Genomic DNA, 280 nt, shown 5'->3' on the forward strand with positions numbered 1-280 from the left:
CTTGCAGCCGGTGCCGGCCGGGGTGCTGGGCGAGCTGTACCTGTGCGGTACCGGGCTTGCCCGCGGCTACCACCGTCGTCCCGGGCTGACGGCCGAACGTTTTGTCGCCAGCCCGTTCGTGGCGGGTGAGCGGATGTATCGCACCGGTGACCTGGCGCGTTACCGGCCGGACGGGGTGATCGAATACGCAGGGCGCCTGGACCATCAGGTGAAGCTGCGCGGCTTGCGGATTGAACTGGGCGAGATCGAGGCGCGCTTGCTGGAGCATCCGTGGGTGCGC

General features: G+C 69.3%; 1 protein-coding gene. It reads left to right on the forward strand.

What is annotated here, in order from left to right:
* Positions 1-280 (forward strand): AMP-binding protein (locus NPS47_RS25545; protein ID WP_274297461.1); only part of this gene is annotated, 280 nt, incomplete at both ends.

Origin of the sequence: Pseudomonas putida (assembly GCF_028682475.1) — a bacterium.
Taxonomy (GTDB): Bacteria; Pseudomonadota; Gammaproteobacteria; order Pseudomonadales; family Pseudomonadaceae; genus Aquipseudomonas; species Aquipseudomonas putida_AG.